The sequence below is a fragment of the Acinetobacter sp. TY2 genome (assembly GCF_046269225.1).
Taxonomy (GTDB): Bacteria; Pseudomonadota; Gammaproteobacteria; order Pseudomonadales; family Moraxellaceae; genus Acinetobacter.
Map to the genome: position 1 here is coordinate 53,368 of NZ_JBJZOR010000010.1, position 18,449 is coordinate 71,816.

Sequence of the window (18,449 nt, forward strand, 5' to 3'; positions counted from 1 at the left end):
TTTTTCTTGGTTGAAAATCTTGTGCCATGACTTTCTTAAGAGAAAGAAAGGAATAATACATCCCTAAACTTAAATACTTAAACTCAAAGATTTTTTCTGTCGTTTGTGCGCATACATTTTTTGATCTGCACATTCAATCAGTTGGTTAAGTTCAGCTGCATCCACAGGGTAAAATGCCAAGCCAACACTCGCACCAATGGTTAATTTAATATTTTCAAACACAAAGGGTAAGCCACATACTTGTGCAACCCGATTCATCACAGATGTTGCTAATTCTTGATCGGCAACTGAACTTAAAATCACAGCAAACTCATCTCCGCCTAGACGGGCAACCAAGTCATTTTGACGAGTATTATTAACAATTCTACGGGCAATTTCTTTGAGAGCCTCATCGCCAAGCCGATGTCCATATTGATCATTAATTGGTTTTAACCCATCCATATCAATCATTAAAATGCCCAAGACTTTACCTGCTTGTTTCGCTTTCTCAACTCCTTGTCGCAAGCAATCTAGGAATAATGCACGATTGGCAAGCCCTGTTAAATGATCTTGTGTCGCAAGTTTATAAAGTTCTTGCTCTCCAAAACGAGTAGCGTGATACATGGCTGCTGCAATTAGTTCAGACATAAGCCCCAATAAATTCATATCACTTTCTTGAAAAGCATCAACCCGTTCTGAATAGATTTTCAATACGCCGATAGGTTCGCCTGCATGAATCAAAGGTACAACTGCCATGGAACGTAACCCGACACGGCGACATGCTTCACGGTCTACGCGAACATCATGTTCACTGTCCTGACAATACAGCGTTTTATTTTGTTCAATGCACAACCCTGACAGACTATTATGCATGCCTAAACGTAAGCCCAAAAACTGATCTGCACCATTCGACACTGCTCGATAAACCATATCACCATCTTCAGCAAGCTCAACAATCGCACCTTTGGCTTGTGTCATATCTTGAACTTGCTCAGCAACAAGTGTCATTACCGCATTAAGGTCTAAACCCAATTTAGCAATGGCAGTTTGGGTTTGAATCACGGTCATTAATTGTTGCGAGCTTGGTTGCGTAGACATAGATCATCCTAAATACATCTGATCGATTTAAAATTAAAATCTAAAAATGAGTTAGATTTCATGTGATATTTTAAAATGGTTATTGTTTAAAGTATATCCACTTTTTAACTATTATCACGGTTAGAGATTAAATAACCCAAATATCGCAGGTAAAGTCATTCTTAATACTACAACTCTAAATCTAGTCAAATATTATTAAATTTTTTAAAATAGTTATTTTAAACAAAAACAAATTCATAATAAAAAGCCCTCTCCGTTTTAAAGGAAAAGGCTTTTTATTGAATATTTAAGCACTGTAATATTGATGACGTTTTTGTGCAAATTTATCTAGTTGTTTTAAAAATCCTTCAAAATAGCTCTTTTCCATCTCTTCAATACGATAACCTGCATATAAAGTACGGCGTAATCCTGTTTTTCCAACGCAGTGCAAACGTCGTGATGTTACCCAACCCTTCTGCTCATATTCATTGACTACCCAATCAGGCAATGCAGCAATTCCTCGCCCACTTGCAACCAATTGAATCAGCATTTGCGTCAAATCGGTTGTACGAATATGTTTCGGTTGAATGTTCGCAGGAAGAAAAAGTTTCGCCATAATATCTAGACGATGTTTATCGACAGGATATGTAATGAGGGTTTCTTCTGCAAGTTCTTGTACGGTAATTTGTTCAGCACGTACCAAAGGATGGGTATTTGACAAAACCAAACGTGATTCATATTCAAAAATTGGAAAATATTCAATACCTTTTAAGGCAATAGGATCTGCGGTAATGAGTAAATCAAACTCACCGTTTTGTAATAATTCATGCGGGTTTGCCTCAAAACCTGAAGCAAAATCGAGATCTACATCAGGATATTGATGGCGATATTGATTCAACAATGGCATCAACCAATCAAAACAACTATGACATTCTGATGAAAAAATAATACGTCCCGTTTGCCCATGCACAATCCGAGTAATATCTGATTGTGTAATATGAATTTGTGGCAAAACATCATCAGCGAGTTTCAGTAAACGTTGTCCAACATTGGAAAATGTCACAGGACGTGAACGGCGATTGACCACCTCTACCCCATACCAATGATCTAACTCTTTGAGTTGATGAGAAATTGCTGATGGCGTTAAGCATAGATCATTGGCAGCAGCAACAAGTGAGCCATGCTCACGTAAGGCAGTTAAGGTTTTAAGGTGACGAATTTCTAGCATGAGCGAGGGAGTCCATAAAGCAAAGCTTTATCTGAGTAAAAATTCAAAGCAATACTTTGAATGTCTCGATGAAGTAAAATACTTCAAGTGAATTATCGAACTAAGTCTTCAGTGAGATCCAATTAACTAAACAACAAAGTAAATAATATTCAGTATGACATGAATTTAATGAACAAAATTACAGGTGAACATTTTTCAACAATTTCATAAAATACATGAATAATTTTTATCTAAAAGTCAAAACAATAATATCTGAAAATATTTTGAATCAAGAATTAGATATGACGGCAATTTTCTTTAAAGATAAAAACATTGATATCTACAATACTTTTTAAAGATTCATAAAGAGAACTCAACTATCAAAATATTGCATCTAAAAAAATTTCATTTAAATTATCACCTTGTTCAATTTATTAATTTTTCCCAATAATGTGCTTATTTGGCGAAATTTCTTGCCATACATTTAAAAATTTCACTTCATATAATCAATAAAATCTTTTTTGATTAATTATTGGCTTAAACAAATACCAATATAGAATTAATGCTTTCATTATTTTACAAAAGCTAATCAGGTAATTTATAACCACAATTAGGACAAAAACAAAATTTGCTTTTCTCCTTTAAAAGTTCTTTTTCTTTACGTTCATTGATCAGTTGTAAAACAATTTCTTTAGTCTGATCAACAGATAGGCCAACATCTTTACGAATTTGATCAATCTTTTGTGAATCATCAATAATATCGATTTCACAATTTAATAATAAATCACGAAAGCGTATTTCCAATTGTTGTTTACGTTGCTCTAACTCACTCGCTAAACCACTTGCCAGAATACCTGCAGGTAAAGCGGCTAAACCAACCCCAAGAATAGTAATTAGCGCACCTAAAAATCGCCCCGCAGGTGTAATGGGTGTCACATCGCCATATCCAACTGTGGTCAATGTCACCACAGCCCACCACATAGACGCAGGAATCGAGCTAAAAACTTCAGGTTGTGCCCGACTTTCAACCACGTAAATACCTGCTGCCGCCATCACAATCATAATACCAAGAATAAAAATAACCGCTTGAAATGAACCTTTTTCACGCTCAATGACACGCAACAAAATTTGTAGGGACACAAAATAACGAGTGAGCTTTAACAAGCGTAATAGACGCAGTGTTCTTAAGAATCGTAAATCTATTTGTACAAAGAAATTGATATATGCGGGTAAAATAGCCAGTAAATCAATAATCGCGGCTCCACTCGTGATATATTTCCAGCGTTGATGCCATTCCGAATCGAATGGATCTTTCTCGACCACACTCCAAAAACGTAAGATATATTCCACTGTAAAAATCAGGATAGAAATATTTTCAAAAATATCAAAATACCATTGATAATCTTTATAAATTTGATTAACTGACTCAAGTAAGACCGCAATGACATTACCAATGATCAAACCAATCAACGCATAGTTGATACAACGACTAAATAGCGTTTCATTTTCTTCATCATGTAGATTGTCATAAACAAATTTACGGAGGGTATACCAAACGGTCAATCTCATGTGCCATGCTTTTATTTTTTCTAAGCCATTATGTTAATCGGCACACGAGTAAAAGACAAATTTACCCACGGTAAATGAATGTTTATTTCTAATGCAGTTTTAAACCGCATATTGCGCTCAAAATACAAACAGTCATTTTTTATTCATAAATAAAATTTCATTATTCCATAAAAAATAATTATAGTTATAGCGTTTAAATTTTGCCGTTTTATTGTAATTCGACTAATGCCAACGACAAGTACATTTACACCTTTTTATCTTTTTGCAAAATACATGGATTATTGATGTCTACTCAACAGCAAAGCCAACTTAAACACGGGCTAAGCAATCGACATATTCAGCTGATTGCCTTAGGTGGTTCTATTGGTACTGGGCTCTTTCTCGGTATTTCACAAACCATTAAACTTGCTGGCCCATCTGTAATTCTAGGTTATGCCATTGCAGGTCTTATTGCCTTTTTCATGATGCGTCAATTAGGTGAAATGGTCGTAGAAGAACCTGTGAGTGGTTCTTTTAGTTATTTCGCCTATAAATTTTGGAGCCCATTTGCAGGCTTTATGTCAGGTTGGAATTATTGGGTACTCAATGTTTTGGTGTGTATGGCTGAACTGAGTGCAATTGGTTTATATGTACAGTATTGGTGGCCTGAAATTCCAACATGGGTTTCTGCCTTAGGCTTTTTTATTTTTATCAATATCATTAACTTGATGCATGTAAAAGTCTTTGGGGAAATGGAATTTGCCTTTTCCATCATCAAAATTTTAGCCATTATCGGTATGATTGGTTTTGGCGCATACTTACTCGCAAGTGGTCATGCAGGAGAAACAGCTTCTGTGAGTAATTTGTGGGCTTTGGGTGGCTTTTTCCCTCATGGCTTATCAGGCTTAGTCATGGCAATGGCAATTATCATGTTCTCTTTTGGTGGCATTGAATTGGTTGGTATTGCTGCAGCAGAAACCAAAAATCCAACGCAAACCATTCCTAAAGCTGTTAATCAAATTGTTTACCGTGTTTTGCTATTTTATATTTTGACTATTTTTATATTATTGTCACTGTTTCCATGGAACCAAATTGCTGAAGGCGGTAGCCCCTTTGTCTTAATTTTTGATTCTTTGGGCAGCCAAGGCGTAGCAACTGTACTCAATTTTGTAGTACTCACTGCAGCAATTTCTGTTTATAACGGTACGAGTTATGGCACAAGTCGCATGTTGCTCGGACTTTCAGAACAAGGCAATGCGCCAAAATTTTTAAGTAAAATCAATAAGCGTGGTATTCCTTATACTGCTATTTTAGTCTCAGCACTGGTTACTGCAATTTGTGTATTATTAAATTATTTATTTCCAGACAAAGCTTTCAAATTGCTCATGAGCCTTGTTGTTTCTGCCATTGTGATCAATTGGATGGTGTTATCACTGACTCATTTGAAATTTAAAAAGCGCATGATTCAATTACAAAAAATGACGCTTTTTCCAAGCCTCATGTACCCTCTGAGTAATTATATCTGCGTTATTTTTATGCTCGGTATTCTTTGTATTATGTGGATGACGCCCGATATGCGTATTGCAGTTTTGCTGATTCCACTCTGGATTTCATGTTTAAGTTTAGCCTATTGGTTAAAACAAAAAAGAGTGAAATCTTAATATTAAATGATTGAATTGCAATACTATATTGCATGCTAATCGGCAAAGTCTTGAAAATAAAATTGAGGTACACAATGCATCTTGAGTGGCACCCTTCCGCTAAAGATGCATTGCATACAATCAAAGCCAATCTCCCAAATGCCTTTGATTGAATAGGATTATTTTAATACGCTGCACTATAGAATGTTTCCCGAATTTAGGTTTTATCTTTCTATTTTTCAGAATAAAATTTCATTTTTTCAATCATTTTTGAAAATATTTTTTGTGACAATCGATATGAATGACAACCGATACTCTCTAGACAAAATTGACCGAAAAATTTTATCGGCACTTCACAAAGATGGTCGTTTGACCATTGCACAACTTGCAGATTTGGTAGGTTTATCATCCTCACCGTGTTGGACACGAGTTAAACGCCTTGAAAATTTAAAAATTATTGAAGGTTATTCAGCAAATATTAATCCCAAAGCGATTGGTATCGATGAGTTATTTTTCATTGAAATTACGCTTGAACGTCATGATGATGAAATTTTAGAAGATTTTAGTGATGCTTTAGCCAATATGCCCGAAGTCGTAGAAGCACACCTAGTCACAGGTGATTATGATTATTTGGTTAAAGTTGCTGTGAAAAATGCAGAGCATTATGAGCGATTCTTACGTAAAAATTTATATTCAATGAAAGGAATTCGCCATACTCGGACTATCTTTGCATTAAGACCACTTAAAATAGCCAATAGTGCTGACTTAATGATGATTGAGTAATTCTATAATGTAGATCAAGACCATATACTTATCAATATGGTCTTGATCTACCATAAACGGCTAATCAATAAACCCATATTTTTTAAGTTTTTTCTCAGAAAAATATTCACGAATAACCAATGTTGTAATCACAATAATAACTACAAGTATTCCCGCTGTTAAAGTAAGCTTAGCAAAAACTTCCACACTGAGTAATTTAAACAATAATTGTGCAATCGAAAAACAACGCCCATAAATTAAAATATTTAATGCACTAAAGATACCGTATTCCACTTATTTCGCTCTAAAATTACAATATAAGCTTCGTGTTTCCAAAAAATGAATAGATGTAGGATATCTTTTCCATAGTCTTTATTTCCCAGTCTTCGGTAGCATTTTAATTTAAAAAAATTGTAAATTTTATTGAATCAACTTTTCAAGAACCTAATAACAATAAGCAAAGAATACTTTCTTGATAAATAATTACTTATATTCTTTTATATTTAAACTTCTATATTATTAATGTTAATTATTTCATAAATTTATTTTTACTATTCATATTTATAACCAATATTAAAAGAAAATATTCCGTGATAAATACTCCAATTTATGCTTTAATACTCTTAGTATGAGATGAGCCTCTACAGTATGTGCCCTAGATGCACATACGACTAGCCCCTGAAAATGGGGCTTTTTAATGTCTATCTTTAGATTATTTACATCATCATTCCAAAAATAAGATTAAAAAAAGCACCTTGAGGTGCTTTTTAATTTTTAGGATAAAATTAGAACTATTAGCTCAAAATACCAATTGAAAATTGAATGACAAAAGCATTCACAATATCTACGAAAAATGCCCCAGTCAGTGGAATAATCAAAAAGGCCTTATGTGATGCGCCATAAGTATTGGTTACTGCTTGAATATTAGCAATCGCAGTTGGTGTCGCCCCTAAGTTAACGCCACATTGCCCTGCACAAAGTACAGCTGCATCGTAATTTTTGCCCATAATGCGAAAAGTCACAAAGTACAAATAGAGTGCCAAAAATATCGTCTGAACAATTAAGATAATGACTAAAGGCCCTGCTAAATCTGCCAAGAGCCATAATTGTAATGACATTAATGCCATGGCTAAAAACAGTGCTAGTGAGGCATTACCAAAGACATCAATACAGCGCTCAAAGACCTGAACCTTCAAACCATGTTCTAAAATATTACGTAAAATTACACCACACATTAGCGCCCAAACAAACGTGGGTAATTCAAACCACTGTCCTTTAGCCAGTGCTGTCATGAAGTAAGCAAAGCTGATACAGATGGCGAACATCCCCATAGTTTTTACCGCATCATCGGCTGTAATTAAGCGGGTCTTTTCTGGATACTCGAACGGCGCTGTTTGTGATGCAGGTGGAGCTTCTTTTCGACCTATTTCAGGGGAAAGCTCTTCCGCCAATTTGTAGCGACGTATTAGGAATTTTGCCACTGGCCCACCCATCATACCGCCAATGACTAAACCAAATGTAGCACTCGCCATACCTAAGGCAATAGCCCCTTGTACGCCATGTTCCTGCTCAAAAACCGTTCCCCATGCTCCCGCTGTGCCGTGCCCACCTGTTAAAGTAATAGAACCTGTAATTAAACCCATCAAAGGATCCAAACCTAAAGCTTTAGCAAGACTTATACCGACTACATTTTGCAGCAAGACAAAAATCACCACGCAAACCAAAAATATAAGTAGTGATTTACCTCCTTCTTTGAGTTTAACCAAGCTTGCACTTAAACCTACAGAGGTAAAAAACATCAGCATAAATATTTGCTGAATTTTAGTGTCAAAATTAACCGTAACATTAAAACTTTTGAATAATAAGTAGGTAATTAAAGCCGCAACTAAGCCACCTGCAACAGGTTCAGGAATATTGTATTTCTTCAGGATGCTAACTTTGTTGACAAATATATAACCAACAAGGAGTACTGCAACGGCAGCAACTATGGTCATGAAGGCATCGAATTGATAATTCATACGATATCCAATAAGTCTTATTTATCTAATTTTAAACGGATTAGTACGTTATGGACAGGACTTTATTTTCCACTTTGATATTTTACTTATACTAATATAATTATTTATAAAAACTACACAAAGGAAAAATATCGAAAATTAGACCAAAATCTTGATCTAATTTATTAAAATCATGGGCAATGTCTATAATTTAGCTTTATGCATTAAAAATTCTATAGTTAGATATTGCGATAAAGTAAAAACCTTTGAGTATTTAATTTAAAAATTAACGATATAGAGTCCGAATAAAAAATTACTTAGAATCTATATCATACACCCAGTTTTTAGCTTGCTGGTCGGTGGTGGTTTCACAAACATAATAATTATCGTCTCTTAAATCAGGATGAAAAATTTCCGATTTTCGATACGTCACTTGCTTTGAGCTTTCTACACATTCAAATTTCTCACCTTGATCTTTCAAAGCTGAACCATTCAGAAAGCCACCAATACATAAAAATCGTGCTTGTTTTGCCATTTGTTACATCAACTTTTTCAATCACTAAAACATAGCGTGATTAAACGATGATTTGAATAAAGTGTAAAGGTTAGGTTTTATAATGTAGGTCTTTTTGCCAAATCACATCATCAAAATAAAGTTCAAAAAACGTTGCAATTTGTTGAGCAATACTCTTTTTAAGGAGTTTGGCATCCATATAAACAATGGTTTTTTTGCTTAGGCTATTATAAATGACACGACCTCGTGGAATTTCCTCATATTCTATATGTCGTAACGCTGCTATTTGATTTCTAAGCTCTTCCCAATATTTAACATGAACATAAGCACTATCAATCAGACCAAGTGAATCTTGATCTGATAAGTTAAAATCATGTGCAATGCCTATGATTTGGTTTTGATAATGCCAAAAAATGCCTATTTTCATAGTCGATTATTAAGCAATTTTTCAAGGACCAATAATGATTCTTTTTTATATACTTTATTAAACCCACTAAAATAAGCAGGATGATACAAACGTAATCCACCTATTCCATTTATATCAATCAATGCCATTTTTCGTTGCGATAAAGAATCTACGGCTTGTGTGAATTGAGCTTCTTGAAAGTTAAATTTAATATCACAATCTCTAGTAGGTCCTGTTAAAAAAATAATTAGATCAGGTTTAATTATTTCAAACTCCCCCCTAATAACATCAAAGTATTTCTGCTCTAAAGTTCGACTTAACTCATTAATTCCTGTTTTTTCATTACCTAACCCTAGTTTACAAATATTATTCCATATAAAAACTGGCTCTTGAGTAATTCCTTTCAGTTTTAAAATTTCAGGAATATGTTTTTCATAAAACCTAAATGCTTGCCAAAAGGAGCTTTTTTGATAACCGCTATAAAATTTTTTTTCCAGAAAAAATTTTTTATAACCAAGCATTCCTTTTTCAATCCAATTATTTAAACTTGACCCATCATGCCATCCCCAAGTTTCTTGACCATAAATCATAATTTTAAATTTATTTTCTAATGAATCAGGCACATCTAACAAAAATGGCATTGCAAAGTTACATTGATAATTATTCTTTTCTAACTGATCTGCAAATTTATCCCACTTATTAGTGTACAAGTTAAATAGGTTTTGTTTTATATTCATAATGCACCAAAATTTATAAAATGATTTTTATTATTCCAAAAGATAAGGGCTGATTTCTCAGCCCTTATCTTAACTACTTTTGAATCAATTAACGATTAAGTCAACTGAGCAGCAGCAATTTTCTTGGTATCAATATCTTTAGCAGCATCTGTATACTCGCCCATCTTGTCGAAGCTTAAGTATTGGTAGATGTCAGCAGACATGCTGTCAATTTGAGCAGCATATTCTTGATATTCTGCAGGTGTTGGTAATTTACCAAGTACCGCAGCAACAGAAGCAAGTTCAGCAGACGCTAAATAAACGTTCGCACCTTGACCTAAACGGTTCGGGAAGTTACGCGTAGAAGTCGAAACACAAGTTGTGTTCGGTGCTACACGTGCTTGGTTACCCATACATAATGAACAACCTGGCATTTCAGTACGCGCGCCAGCTTTACCATAAATGTTATAGAAACCTTCTTCCATCAATTGGTGTTCATCCATACGAGTTGGAGGAGCAATCCAAAGACGAGTGTTCAACACGCCGCCAGGAACTTTCTCTAACAACTTACCAGTAGCACGGAAGTGACCAATGTTTGTCATACATGAACCAACGAATACTTCGTCAATTTTCACGCCTTGAACGTCAGATAACAATTTTGCATCATCTGGATCGTTTGGACAGCAAAGAACTGGTTCAGTAATTGTCGCAAGGTCAATTTCATATACTTTCGTATATTCAGCGTCAGCATCAGCTTTAAGAAGTGATGGATTAGCCAACCATTTTTCCATGTTTTCAACACGGCGCGCCATCGTACGAGCATCGCCATAACCTTGAGAAATCATCCACTTCAACATTGTGATGTTAGATTTCAAGTATTCAGCAACTTTCTCTTCAGAAAGCGTGATTGAACAACCAGCAGCTGAACGTTCAGCAGAAGCATCAGAAAGTTCGAATGCTTGCTCAACAGTCAGGTCATTTTCCATTTCTGTTAAGTCGATCTCAAGGATACGACCAGAGAAGATGTTTTTCTTACCTTTCTTCTCTACAGTTAAATCACCTTGTTGAATCGCAACATAAGGAATTGCATGTACAAGGTCACGTAGTGTGATACCAGGCTGCATTTTACCTTTGAATTTCACAAGAATAGATTCAGGCATATCAAGTGGCATAACACCAGTTGCTGCAGCAAATGCTACAAGACCAGAACCCGCTGGGAATGAAATACCAATTGGGAAACGAGTATGTGAGTCACCGCCTGTACCAACTGTATCCGGCATTAACATACGGTTTAACCAAGAGTGGATAATACCGTCGCCTGGGCGTAAAGATACACCACCACGGTTCATGATGAAATCAGGAAGCGTGTGTTGCATTTGAACGTCAACTGGTTTTGGATAAGCAGCTGTGTGACAGAAAGATTGCATAACTAGATCAGCAGAGAAACCTAGGCAAGCTAAGTCTTTCAATTCGTCACGTGTCATTGGACCAGTTGTATCTTGCGAGCCAACAGTCGTCATCTTAGGTTCACAGTAAGTACCTGGAAGTACACCTTGACCTTCTGGAAGACCACAAGCGCGACCAACCATTTTCTGTGCTTGAGTAAAGCCTTTGCCTGTTGCAGCAGGTTGAACTGGCGCACGGAACAAAGTAGAAACTGGAAGACCTAAAGCTTCACGCGCTTTAGTCGTTAAGCCACGACCAACGATCAAGTTGATACGGCCACCAGCACGAACTTCATCAAGAAGAACTGGCGTTTTCAATTCAGCTTCAGCAATCACAGCACCGTTTTTAGATGCAGTTACTTTAGCAGCAGCATGATCAATATTTAGAACGATTTCGTCGCCCATGTTCATGTTTGCAACATCAATTTCGATTGGCAATGCGCCAGCATCTTCCATTGTGTTGAAGAAAATCGGAGCGATTTTAGAACCTAAGCAATAACCACCGTCTTTTTTGTTCGGGATGTGCGCAATGTCATCACCAAAGAACCAAAGAACTGAGTTCGTTGCAGATTTACGGCTTGAACCTGTACCAACAACATCACCAACATAAGCAACTTGGTTGCCTTGTGCAATAAGTGCTTTAATTTGGTTAAGTGGACCAACTTCACCAGGAACTTCTGGATTAATACCATCACGTTCATTTTTCAACATTGCATTTGCGTGCAATGGAATATCTGGACGGCTCCAAGCGTCTTGTGCAGGTGACAAGTCGTCTGTGTTTGTTTCGCCAGTTACTTTGAAAACTGTAAGTTTAATTTCTTCTGGAACATCTTTACGAGTCGTGAACCATTCAGCATCTGCCCAAGACTGCATAACAGCTTGTGCATTGGCATTGCCCGCTTTTGCTTTATCTGCAACGTCATGGAATGCATCAAATACTAGAAGCGTTTTTTTCAATGCTTCTGCAGCTAAACCAGAAAGCTCTGCATCATCAAGTAATTCAACTAAAGGTGCAACGTTATAACCACCAAGCATAGTACCTAGTAAGTAAACCGCACGTTCTTTAGAAACTAATGGTGAAGTTGCTTCGCCTTTAGCAACGGCTGTTAAGAAAGCAGCTTTTACGTATGCAGCTTGGTCAACACCTGCTGGAATACGATTTTCAAGTAAATCGACTAAGAATGCTTCTTCGCCTGCTGGTGGATTTTTTAACAACTCTACCAAGTCAGCAGTTTGAGCATCGTCAAGTGGCTTCGGTGGGACTCCGAGTGCGGCACGTTCAGCAACGTGTTGGCGGTAAGCTTCTAGCACGGTTTATTCCTCTTTTTTAAAAAATTGCCTCTGAATTCCAGCTTGTCAAAAGCTTCACAGGCAATATGGACAGTCAAATTTTACTAAAAATCAAGCCAAAAGTTAATGCAAAGATCGTGTTAATTCGTGATGACCATTATTTTATAAATAAATATTCATCTGATTGTCATATTAAACAACATATTCATTGAAATAACTTTTCATTTGATGCCGAAATTCACTATTTTTCAGCATTTTTGAAAAATAGATGTTTAATTCGCCTTATTTTGTCAAAAGTTTTCTATTTATAAAAAATAGATTTATTTTTACATTACTTTTGACTTGATTGAGCAACAAAAAAAGCAACTCAATGTTGCCTTTTTTATCTGTAAAAGTACATTACACCTTAGTGTACAGTGGTTTTCGCTAAATAGCTTTTAAGTTGATCACGACATCCTTCAAATTTGATTTGAATTTCATCTTGATGTTGCATGGCATGATCAGCACAGGAAAATGTGATATTAACTTGAAATAATTTGGCTTGCTCATCAATAACATTTTGAAATACGACTTGATCACCAAGGCTAAGTACATAATGACTGCCACCAACGATCGCAACACCCTGTTCGTCTTCTAGCAATAAATCTGCATTGTGTAAGTATGCGACTACTTTCATCTCCACCACTCCTTTGCAAACGTCTATTTTAATATTTTATATATGCTTTTCTATTTTTATGCTAATCACTTTTTCTGACAATACTTGTTTATAATTCACACTTATAAGATATAAAAAAACCGTTCCTTAGAACGGTTTGTAATCGGGCATCTTTTTCGGATCATGTGGTGTGTTGACACATTGCTCATAAGCTTCTTTTTTAAATCGTGCCTGAACTGCATCTTTATCTGCTTTTAACTCAGCATCAGGTAAAGCATAGATCTTTTCAAGGTATTCCAAAACAAAACCTTTAGTCGTAGCATCTGTCACTTTGTTTGCATAGTCTATTGCTTGTTGTTTGGTAATGCCATTTTGACGATCGAGCGCAATCGTTCGTGCAGCATTTCCAATACTTGTGCAGTAACCTTGCCAAATTTCTTCAGGGGTTGCAGGTTTTTTTTCGGCACAACCTGACATCAATAGTGCAGCACTTATGCTCAAGATCACTAAACTTTTCATTACATTCTCCTGTTGCGACATATCATACTGAAAAAACTTTCTAAAAGGGATATTTTCCAAATTTTCATCGATTGATTGCTTTTTCATACGCATGAAAAAGCTCGAAGCACTTAAGGTTATCGAGCTTTTATCAAATTTAGAAACGCCAATGATAGAACACGTCTATGGCTTTTTCGAGTGATTGACTTGCTTCAAGATACAAACGTTGATTCATTTGATAACGTAAGGTTAATTTATTAACAGGAGTAAATACCCCAACACCATAACGAATATATAAGTCAGGTGTAATATAGCCCGTCAAACTAACTTGTGTGTCATCTCCTGTACCTTGTGCGTCAAGTGCCAAGCCACTTAAACCAAAAGTCTGACCAATTTGATTGGTAAAGGCGCGTGTACCTCCTAAACCTAAACTAATTCCTGCCGCTGCAATGGTATTATTAACATCGGACTTAAAGCCATCGGCATTGCTTAAACCACTCGATCCTTCATTAATTCGCCCTGTAATCAAGGCATTCATTGCTTCTTGATCCGATAAGCCTGCATCATTATAAACTTGAATATTTGGGCTCACCGCTGTGCCTGTAACACGAACTCCTACAGTACTACCCTGAATCACTTTGGTTGCATCTACATCGAGCGTTGGATTGGACAATGCTCCATTAAAACGCGCAATTGCACGATTCAAATCTAGTCGCTGACCATAAGCTTCAATGGTCACTTTACGTCCTACACCAATCGCCCCATTGGCACGCATTGCTGTTTCAAGCCCTCGTTGGGTCAAATACACACGCCCAAGTAGTGGAATACGACTATTAAAGCCCTGAAAAGTAACCTTATCACCTAATTTCACATCGACATCAGCACGAATATCCCAAGGCTGTGCTGCTTTGAGTAAGGCAAGTTGATCTTGACCTTCACGAACAATACGAGCATCTGGACTCACATTAATCACTGTTGCACTCGCCTCAGGCATTGAAATGAGCGCAGCAGGAATTGTTACATTTCCTTTGACAGTTAAGCGTTTACTTAATGGCAATACATCTACAGACAACTCAGTATCAACCAAAGCGGTCACTAATGAAGCCTGTTGAATCACTAACTTATCGCCTTTTAATGTCAATTGAATATGTGGATCATTTTTCCAATTGATACCGCCCGTTAATGTCCCTACACCACGACCACTGTTAAATGCACCATTAATTGTTGCAACATCTTGGCGAATCGAAGAATAGACTTGAATATTGGTTAAGTTTACAGGCAGTGAAATCATGCTGATACTGCCATTTTTCAGACGCATTTCCCCATCAAATAATGGTTTGCTTAATGTGCCTGAAATTTTACCCGCAAGTGCCAACGTCCCGTCCATTTTACGGACATCAGCAATAAACGGTTTTAATATTTTCAACTGCACATCATTAAATGCCACTTCACCACGCATTGGTTTTGCATCGGTATAAGGATCAATAATGACATTGGCATAGCCTGTACCAATATTGGGTGCTTTCAAATCCACACGCATTTGCAAGCCACTCGGTATACTTTTCGCAATAATACTTGCCTCATCATAGCTAAGTGTTGAAGCAGCATCATCAGGATCGTCAGCAGCAACACCAATGACGCCACTTTTCGTGACCATTTTGACATCAATTTTAGGACGCGTACCTTGTGCCCAAGAGGCTTTAGCATAACCATTGAGCTTGCCTGTCATAGCTAAGCCTTCTGGCATAAATGCACCAAAGTCTTTCAAATCGAGATTTTTGGTTAAGAATGACACATTGCCTTTAGTTTGGCTCGCACGAATGGGTTGATCAAAACACAATTGGCTTTGTTGACTCGACCAACAGTGCTGTCCAACATATAGTTCTTTATTTGCAGTGGTATAAATGATTGGTGCATTTTGATCTTGTATAAGATGTACACGCACAGAGTCAAACTCACCTTTTTGAACTTGCCCGAGCCAATCATTTTGTGCATTAAAACCACCCGCCATTTGCACATAAAATTTTGAATAGTAGTTCCAACCTTGTAATTGGATTAAATGTGCTTTTCGTGTTCCCGATAACGTCAATGCGGCATATTGAATTTCACGACCACCACTTCGTAAAGTATCCATTTGCGCAACCATTTTTGCTGGCGTCGTCATTGATGTTGGTAATTCACCTTTTAAACTCAGTTTTTTGATACTCAAACTATTTTGATAACCAAAATTATCTATGGCAAGATTTGCCGTTGCACTCAAACCTGGTTTGGCTTTTATATTTAAATAACCATGTGCTGTACCACGTAAACCTGGATATAACTCATATAGAGCTGGTGCATTGATATTTAAGCGTAAGTTTTGGGAATTCCCAGTCGCTTGAAGCTGATTATTAGCATAAGCAAGTAATAAGTTATTGGCTTCAAATTGTGTCGGAACAAAACCATTTTGATCACTATTTAAAATGACAGCCAAATTACCACGTCCACGCAAAGGCTTATTATTGATCATACCTGCAACATTGAGCTGTTCAATGTTGATTTTCTTGATTTGATCACTCCATATACCTTGCGTTTTTACATTACCAGAAACTTCACCACGAACGGATGAAACAAAATATTGCGGTTTAAAGTGTATCAATGAGGCATTAATATTCCAGCCAAAACCATTGGCAATTTGCACCATTCCACTCGCAACCACTTTACCTGCGGCACCATCGTGTTGCAGGTTTTCAATATTGAGTAACTCAGGTGTACCTGAAACCTTAAATTTCAATACGCCATTGCCCTGTGGGAATTGACTCGTATTTAATGCACCATCGTATTTCACTGCAAAACTTTTAAAACCACCGCCTGCTTTCTCGTTATTAAAGATAAGGGCAGCTGTACTTGTTCCTGTCAGTTTCAATGTTTCAGCTTTGGCTTGATTGACCATTTTGCCTGTTAAATCAATCGACTGAAATTGAATAATTTGCTGATTTGGCACAGCATAACCATTGGCTTTAACTTGACCATTCAATGAATTGATTGGTGCTGCACTTGCAATACTTTGCGGATTAAAGTTTTGTGCGTTTAATAATGCATTCCATTTTAGTTGACGTTTTTCATCAGGTAGCTCAATCACGGCATTACCCGTTAAACGACCTTGATCTGCCTGATAGCTAAACTCAGGAATGTGTAGATTATTATCTTTTAAATCTAACTTCGCTTGATATTGTCCCGCAGGCAATGTCGCTTGCTCATGCTTACCAATGGTTGTTGCAACTTGAATGTTCTGCTGTCCTTCAACCAATGCCAATTTTACATTGCCCGAGTCACTACTTAGCCATCCAATATAAGGCATCGCCCGATCAATATTTTTCCACTGAACATCCATCAATATTGGCTGTGCTTTTTTCGCTTTTTCTTCAGCCTGTGTAAGGTTTAAATTCCAAGTTTCAAACTTGTCAAAATCAACATTTGCACCTATTTGCATACCTTCTTTTAATGCACCTTTCGAGGCAATATTGGCATCTAATGATGGTGGTAAAAAGTCTCGAATCGCTTGTGGAATAATTTTATCTTTCGGACTAATACGATCTAAACGCCCTTTAAGATCCCAATGCACATGATCTTCCCAACTCACCATACCTGCTAAATTAATCGCACCACCCATCAATTGACCATTTAGATTGGTAATATTCAATTGATTTAATAAATCGGTACTCATTGAAGCCGTATATTGACCTTGTGGAACATTTTTTCCACTAATATCCGTTTGCACATCTAAATTGAGCTGTTCAATATTACCATTAAATGTCGCTGTGCCTTTTTTAGACATTAATTCTTGATCTAATAACAATGGCCAGTGATAGTCTTTGAAAATCAATCCACCTTTCATTGGCACATGTGTACGCATGGGATGAACCACTGCCCAACCTGTCAGCATATCGGGTGTTTTTGTCGCAATACCCGCTTTAATCGTATCTAAAGTACCGCGAGCATCGACATAAATATCTTCAACATTTAGGCTTTTCAGTGATGGTAATTTTACAATTGCTCTCGCATTAATTGGATATTTACCTGAAAAATCCATTGAACCTGTTGCATTTCGTACAGATAAATAACCCATATCTGTTTTTGCATTTTCAAAGGTTAATTGGGTTCCTGCCCACAATGCTTCATGCAATTCAATATCATTAAAATCGACTTTAACACCTGATGATGTTGCAATCTGCAAATGATCAACCGTTGCATCATCAATACGTAATACAAAAGGTAATTTAATTGGAGTAAATTTGAAGGGTTCATCCGATGGTGGCGATTTCATAATAATTCGGAGATTATTGACATCACCGTGGCTTAAATGAATTTCTTTATTCACAATAGCACGCCAACCAAGTGATACGTCAGCCCGATCAATTTTGATATCGACAGGTTTTAAACTCACAATAATATTTTTTAAAATAATTCCCTTGAGTAAATTCCCACTTTCATATTGATACTGAATAATACTTTGTTTTGATAAAACACGATCAAGTAAAAAACGACTTCCCTTGTCCGTTGAAAACATCAGCGTCAAAGTCCCGACTAAAATCAACAACAAAACACCAATCCACACCAAAGAACGGCGTAACATACTACGCTTCTGCTTAGGCGTCATTTTAGGTTCTTCCTGTGGTGTGTTAGGTTCTTGCTGTTCAATTTCAGCCATAATATTTCAGTAATCCTGTCTTATT

Annotated in this window: 14 protein-coding genes; 2 read left to right on the top strand and 12 right to left on the bottom strand. The window is 36.6% G+C overall.

All coding sequences use genetic code 11. The annotated features are described in order from the left end of the window. Positions 1-69: 69 nt before the first annotated feature. The 3 genes from ACK1JC_RS08280 to ACK1JC_RS08290 form a co-directional block, all read right to left on the bottom strand. Complete coding sequence (locus tag ACK1JC_RS08280) at positions 70-1,077, bottom strand: diguanylate cyclase domain-containing protein (protein WP_409511388.1); 1,008 nt, start codon at positions 1,075-1,077, stop codon at positions 70-72. A gap of 286 nt (positions 1,078-1,363) precedes the next feature. Then, a complete protein-coding gene (locus ACK1JC_RS08285) occupies positions 1,364-2,284 on the bottom strand; it encodes a LysR family transcriptional regulator (RefSeq protein ID WP_409511389.1) in 921 nt (306 codons plus the stop codon). A gap of 564 nt (positions 2,285-2,848) precedes the next feature. After that, entirely contained in the window at positions 2,849-3,832 is a 984-nt protein-coding gene (locus tag ACK1JC_RS08290) for an ion transporter (protein ID WP_409511390.1), read from the bottom strand. A 284-nt stretch (positions 3,833-4,116) separates the two neighbouring features. On the opposite strand from ACK1JC_RS08290, the gene ACK1JC_RS08295 reads away from it, so the two are divergent. Continuing rightward, entirely contained in the window at positions 4,117-5,472 is a 1,356-nt protein-coding gene (locus ACK1JC_RS08295; RefSeq protein WP_409511391.1) for an amino acid permease, read from the top strand. Between the two features lie 276 nt (positions 5,473-5,748). Continuing rightward, a complete protein-coding gene (locus ACK1JC_RS08300; RefSeq protein ID WP_409511392.1) occupies positions 5,749-6,234 on the top strand; it encodes an Lrp/AsnC family transcriptional regulator in 486 nt (161 codons plus the stop codon). Between the two features lie 60 nt (positions 6,235-6,294). Here the strand turns inward: ACK1JC_RS08300 and ACK1JC_RS08305 are convergent, their stop codons facing one another. The 9 genes from ACK1JC_RS08305 to ACK1JC_RS08345 all read right to left on the bottom strand — a co-directional run bounded on the left by ACK1JC_RS08305 (position 6,295) and on the right by ACK1JC_RS08345 (position 18,424). Then, positions 6,295-6,507, bottom strand: coding sequence for a hypothetical protein (locus tag ACK1JC_RS08305; RefSeq protein ID WP_409511393.1), 213 nt, complete (start codon positions 6,505-6,507; stop codon positions 6,295-6,297). A gap of 500 nt (positions 6,508-7,007) precedes the next feature. Then, entirely contained in the window at positions 7,008-8,231 is a 1,224-nt protein-coding gene (gene gltS, locus ACK1JC_RS08310) for a sodium/glutamate symporter (RefSeq protein ID WP_409511394.1), read from the bottom strand. 292 nt (positions 8,232-8,523) lie between these two features. Then, entirely contained in the window at positions 8,524-8,745 is a 222-nt protein-coding gene (locus ACK1JC_RS08315; RefSeq protein WP_409511395.1) for a hypothetical protein, read from the bottom strand. Positions 8,746-8,815: 70 nt separating this feature from the next. After that, entirely contained in the window at positions 8,816-9,151 is a 336-nt protein-coding gene (locus tag ACK1JC_RS08320; RefSeq protein WP_409511396.1) for a hypothetical protein, read from the bottom strand. Further along, positions 9,148-9,867 (bottom strand): hypothetical protein, encoded by a 720-nt coding sequence (locus tag ACK1JC_RS08325; protein ID WP_409511397.1) that lies wholly within the window; start codon positions 9,865-9,867, stop codon positions 9,148-9,150. Before ACK1JC_RS08325 ends, ACK1JC_RS08320 begins: the two co-directional genes overlap by 4 nt. A gap of 95 nt (positions 9,868-9,962) precedes the next feature. Beyond that, positions 9,963-12,602, bottom strand: coding sequence for a bifunctional aconitate hydratase 2/2-methylisocitrate dehydratase (locus ACK1JC_RS08330; protein WP_409511398.1), 2,640 nt, complete (start codon positions 12,600-12,602; stop codon positions 9,963-9,965). 385 nt (positions 12,603-12,987) lie between these two features. Then, a complete protein-coding gene (locus ACK1JC_RS08335; RefSeq protein WP_409511399.1) occupies positions 12,988-13,257 on the bottom strand; it encodes a hypothetical protein in 270 nt (89 codons plus the stop codon). 126 nt (positions 13,258-13,383) lie between these two features. Further along, on the bottom strand, positions 13,384-13,755 hold the full coding sequence (locus ACK1JC_RS08340) for a hypothetical protein (RefSeq protein WP_409511400.1): 372 nt from the start codon (positions 13,753-13,755) through the stop codon (positions 13,384-13,386). Positions 13,756-13,891: 136 nt separating this feature from the next. Further along, the gene (locus ACK1JC_RS08345) at positions 13,892-18,424 is read right to left on the bottom strand and encodes a translocation/assembly module TamB domain-containing protein (RefSeq protein WP_409511401.1); all 4,533 of its coding nucleotides are present in this window, start codon (positions 18,422-18,424) and stop codon (positions 13,892-13,894) included. Between the last annotated feature and the right edge of the window lie 25 nt (positions 18,425-18,449).

Coding starts and splice junctions, on each gene's coding strand:
- ACK1JC_RS08280 (WP_409511388.1), bottom strand. CDS start 1,077: ATGTCTACGCAACCAAGCTCGCAACAATTAATGACCGTGATTCAAACC.
- ACK1JC_RS08285 (WP_409511389.1), bottom strand. CDS start 2,284: ATGCTAGAAATTCGTCACCTTAAAACCTTAACTGCCTTACGTGAGCAT.
- ACK1JC_RS08290 (WP_409511390.1), bottom strand. CDS start 3,832: ATGAGATTGACCGTTTGGTATACCCTCCGTAAATTTGTTTATGACAAT.
- ACK1JC_RS08295 (WP_409511391.1), top strand. CDS start 4,117: ATGTCTACTCAACAGCAAAGCCAACTTAAACACGGGCTAAGCAATCGA.
- ACK1JC_RS08300 (WP_409511392.1), top strand. CDS start 5,749: ATGAATGACAACCGATACTCTCTAGACAAAATTGACCGAAAAATTTTA.
- gltS (WP_409511394.1), bottom strand. CDS start 8,231: ATGAATTATCAATTCGATGCCTTCATGACCATAGTTGCTGCCGTTGCA.
- ACK1JC_RS08315 (WP_409511395.1), bottom strand. CDS start 8,745: ATGGCAAAACAAGCACGATTTTTATGTATTGGTGGCTTTCTGAATGGT.
- ACK1JC_RS08320 (WP_409511396.1), bottom strand. CDS start 9,151: ATGAAAATAGGCATTTTTTGGCATTATCAAAACCAAATCATAGGCATT.
- ACK1JC_RS08325 (WP_409511397.1), bottom strand. CDS start 9,867: ATGAATATAAAACAAAACCTATTTAACTTGTACACTAATAAGTGGGAT.
- ACK1JC_RS08335 (WP_409511399.1), bottom strand. CDS start 13,257: ATGAAAGTAGTCGCATACTTACACAATGCAGATTTATTGCTAGAAGAC.
- ACK1JC_RS08340 (WP_409511400.1), bottom strand. CDS start 13,755: ATGAAAAGTTTAGTGATCTTGAGCATAAGTGCTGCACTATTGATGTCA.
- ACK1JC_RS08345 (WP_409511401.1), bottom strand. CDS start 18,424: ATGGCTGAAATTGAACAGCAAGAACCTAACACACCACAGGAAGAACCT.